This window comes from Tolypothrix sp. VBCCA 56010, assembly GCF_050875635.1.
Taxonomy (GTDB): domain Bacteria; phylum Cyanobacteriota; class Cyanobacteriia; order Cyanobacteriales; family Nostocaceae; genus Hassallia.
The window spans coordinates 1-3,343 of the sequence record NZ_JBPAOH010000301.1 but is presented as its reverse complement, the minus strand read 5'-3'; the positions used below and the strand labels follow the sequence as shown (position 1 = coordinate 3,343).

The following is a 3,343-nucleotide window of genomic DNA, read 5'->3' as shown; positions in this document are numbered from 1 at the left end:
GTTGTGATTCGATAGATGTTAGAAAAGTCGTTTCTTCAACGATTGTTAAATTAAAATCTTGTTTGACACGTCGTAATGTAAAGTCGCTATAGGACATTTATTTACCTTAGCTTTACAAGAGCGATCGTTATGGGCTAAATTAATCTTCTACCCAATAGAGTAGACCTAAAGAAGTAACTGCACCAAAAAAGTGAGCGCCAATCATGTTGACGTTTGCTAACATGACAAAAATATCTAGTGAACGAATCAGATTTTCCGGTCGATAAACTGCGACTCCTTGAGGTTGCGCCAATGTTTTTCCCAATATAACTGCAACCGTCGCTTCAGATGCAACAAAAGATATTAATAGCCCTATTAAACTAACGATTAATCCCAGCCGTAAAGCTTTGATTACGTCTTCTTTCTTGAGATGGATTTGAGAATTTGGTGTTTGTAAAAGTTTAGCCAAACGTCTGTAACGCAAAGCCCAATATACACGGAAGCACAGCAACAAAATACCAACAGTACCTAAAAAGACACCGAACCCAATACCTGTATTATTCGTTTGTATAGTGACGTTGCGGCTAAACCAAGCAAACAACAAAGCAATGCCGGAAACAGCACCTAGCGACAATTGTACCCAGAAGCTAATGCGACTTACTAAACGAAAAGTAGTGAGGAATTGCTGTTTGCTTGGCGGATGTGACAATGATTCTAGATTATTTAACATATGCACCTCCAGGTAGTATTGTTTATGTACATACAGAAAATTTTAACTTGATTTAAATTGATATATATTACAAATTTAAATATATTAAAAAGCCATTACTATTGATATAAACCAATAGCTAGAGTGCAGGGCATCCCTTCATCTTGCTCAACTTATTGAAGCAGATACTTATGCTGAATTTGTTCGCTCAGGTCGATTGAATCGCGAACTTGCACCCTCTCAAAGAACAGTTTATCGATTGACACTCCCCTTTTACTCGGCAAAGTCGCGATCGCATAAAAAACTTCACCCCTGACGAGTGAGGAAACTGGGGTGAGTGCGATCAATACTACTGTTATTTAGAGTCACAAAATGTCATCGATCGGAACTGAGCCACCCTCACAAAATCTATACTGAGGTGATAATCTTCAAGCAGTGCGGTTCCGACCAGTGGACGACGACCCATAGCCAGAACTGCAATGTTACGCTCTACCCCCCTCCATAGAATAGTCGCCAAATAAGCATTGGCTACGATATCAGTATTGTCAACGAGATTGGCATTAATTTCGGATTCACTAAACCTACACATTTGCGATCGATGTCATCTAGTTAGAAGGTATGTGTTGGGAGAGCAAACCTTAACTCTCCTTCTTTCGACAATGCGCGAATCCTAACTTCTGATTTGCCGTCAGCGCTTCGTAATTCGATTAGGGGGTAAATTTGCGACTCATAATGATTGACTCCAATCGCAGCCGGAAACCAAAGGTTTTGAAAACCTCGCGGTAAGCCGCAAACTTTGAATCAGTTAGAAGTTGCTGTAACTCGGTTTCAATGCTGTGTTCTTGTCGTTGCAAGTCGCACAGTCTTCGGGCGTGGGCGAACTGTTGAGGTCAAAAGAGGCAGCTCGGGAGCAGGGAGCGATCTTGCACTCTGGAGAGGCGCTCGACCCTGGGCGTGGTACTTTGCGCCCGCGCCAAAGCGGACAAAGAAAGACGGGGCTTCATACCCATGTTCCGCAATTCGCTCCACTTCGTTGGGGTTGGGCGCAGCTCAAGAGCTGCTGCGATCGCCCCCTTCCCCTCTGCCTATAAAGGTGATGCCCAATCCCACAGAGCGAGCGCGTAAAGCATCGTATCGTTTGATGAATGCGTTCGCCACAAAGCCAGCCCCACTTTAAGGGGACATCACCATCAATCGACCTGAGGGAATTTACATGTGCAATTTCTGGAAACTGCGAGCTAAATCTTGACGCAAGCGATTGACGATCGGCGACTGCACCCGCCAATCGGTGAGCGAGTCGCAGCACCAGTTCTCTAATACGGGTTGTCGTCAAGTCGCTTTCTTTGCACAAAGCGCCTGGGGTAACAGAAGTAATCATGCGTAGTAGCAAGCCAGCGCACTTCGCATCGGCATCATCATCTTTATCCGGTAAACTTAAGTGTGACGAAAGGTTTTTCCTCAATTCTTTGTGTCCTACAAGCCTGACTGAGACTTTGGCACGGGCACTCGTGTGTTCCCCGGAATAAAGCTGGATGCAGTGCCCCCAGCCAAGCAATAAAGCTAGAGGCGATACAGACAGTGAGAAACCAGGCTTTCAGGTGTATCGCTTTTGCCATTAGTATTTATCCTTGACTTTGGCTTTCAACTTTTCAATCCGGCGTTGTGCACCAGTTTCGGCACGGTCTAAACCGATACCGAGGCGTACATATTCGGGGCGTTGAGCGTGTAAAGCGCGGGCGGTTTTTACGTCAGAGCGTTTTTTGGTTAATTCGCTACTAGCAACGCCTAGCCATGTAGCCACGGTGGGCGGTGTGAACTGACCAGCCCGCAACGCTCGTTGGGGTGTGGGGTGTGGGGTGTGGGGTGTGGGGTGTGGGGTGTAGGGTGTAGGGAAGAAAAAGTCCCATCTATGAAGGGGTACAAGCCCTCCGAAGTTCAGAGCGGAGGTTTCCTCCGCTCTGACTTCTCTCTACTTTTAAGTATCGACAGAACCACTGCCACCCAGACGGCTGCATTTTGCTTACATAATTTACCTACCCTTTTTCTGGATCGCCCAGAGATGATGCAACAGTTGAGCGCGATCGCGTAGCGCGTCCTACAGCCCAATTGTGCGAAGCACAATTGCCTTGTTCCAAAGGAACAAGGGAGAAGTTTTTTGAAAAAAAACTTATAGGCAGTGCGACGGACGATCGCGCTTCAATTTCCACGTAACGCTCCAAAGCCTTAAAATCCTTGTGAAGAATAATTTTCAAAGATGGTGTAAAGAAAGGTCCGGTTGCGGTGCAGCTTGGTGATAAAGCTTCTTCTGGTGCTGTGAGTCGAGATGCCCTGATTGGGCAAGACCGGCGTAAAAGACGGACTGGCGGAGAATCATGTCAGCCCATCTCAGGGTTATGGGTTTATCTTGTGTGCGATCGGCAAACATCCAGGGCGAATTTGACACCTGGATTGTAATTAGAAAGCGATTCTCTCAAGATTGCGTGGACAAATACAGATGCGGGTTTGACGTTTCCCGTCCGGGCTAGCTTTGCGGGTCGGGGCGCGAAAATTAATAACCCAAGTTGCTAGTTACTATGCATAGGCGATCGAGGAAGGGGCACTTAAGCAATAAAATCCCCTCCAGTCAGAAAATTAGGAGGGGTGTATGCTAAACGA

At 46.2% G+C, this 3,343-nt stretch carries 5 protein-coding genes; 1 reads left to right on the top strand and 4 read right to left on the bottom strand.

Annotated elements, in window-relative coordinates:
• Positions 1-139 precede the first annotated feature (139 nt).
• The 4 genes from AABK37_RS40885 to AABK37_RS40870 all read right to left on the bottom strand — a co-directional run bounded on the left by AABK37_RS40885 (position 140) and on the right by AABK37_RS40870 (position 2,940).
• Positions 140-709 (bottom strand): DUF3611 family protein, encoded by a 570-nt coding sequence (locus AABK37_RS40885; RefSeq protein ID WP_432557097.1) that lies wholly within the window; start codon positions 707-709, stop codon positions 140-142.
• Between the two features lie 979 nt (positions 710-1,688).
• Positions 1,689-2,150 carry a hypothetical protein gene (locus AABK37_RS40880; RefSeq protein WP_432557096.1) on the bottom strand — a complete coding sequence of 154 codons (462 nt, stop codon included), beginning with the start codon at positions 2,148-2,150 and terminating at the stop codon, positions 1,689-1,691.
• A 153-nt stretch (positions 2,151-2,303) separates the two neighbouring features.
• A complete protein-coding gene (locus tag AABK37_RS40875) occupies positions 2,304-2,489 on the bottom strand; it encodes a hypothetical protein (RefSeq protein WP_432557095.1) in 186 nt (61 codons plus the stop codon).
• A 232-nt stretch (positions 2,490-2,721) separates the two neighbouring features.
• Entirely contained in the window at positions 2,722-2,940 is a 219-nt protein-coding gene (locus AABK37_RS40870; protein WP_432557094.1) for a hypothetical protein, read from the bottom strand.
• A gap of 28 nt (positions 2,941-2,968) precedes the next feature.
• Between AABK37_RS40870 and AABK37_RS40865 the strand changes: the two genes are divergently transcribed.
• A complete protein-coding gene (locus AABK37_RS40865) occupies positions 2,969-3,142 on the top strand; it encodes a hypothetical protein (protein WP_432557093.1) in 174 nt (57 codons plus the stop codon).
• Positions 3,143-3,343 lie beyond the last annotated feature (201 nt).

Bases quoted from the DNA above. Each gene is read 5' to 3' on its own strand.
- AABK37_RS40885 (WP_432557097.1), bottom strand. From the start codon at position 709: ATGTTAAATAATCTAGAATCATTGTCACATCCGCCAAGCAAACAGCAA.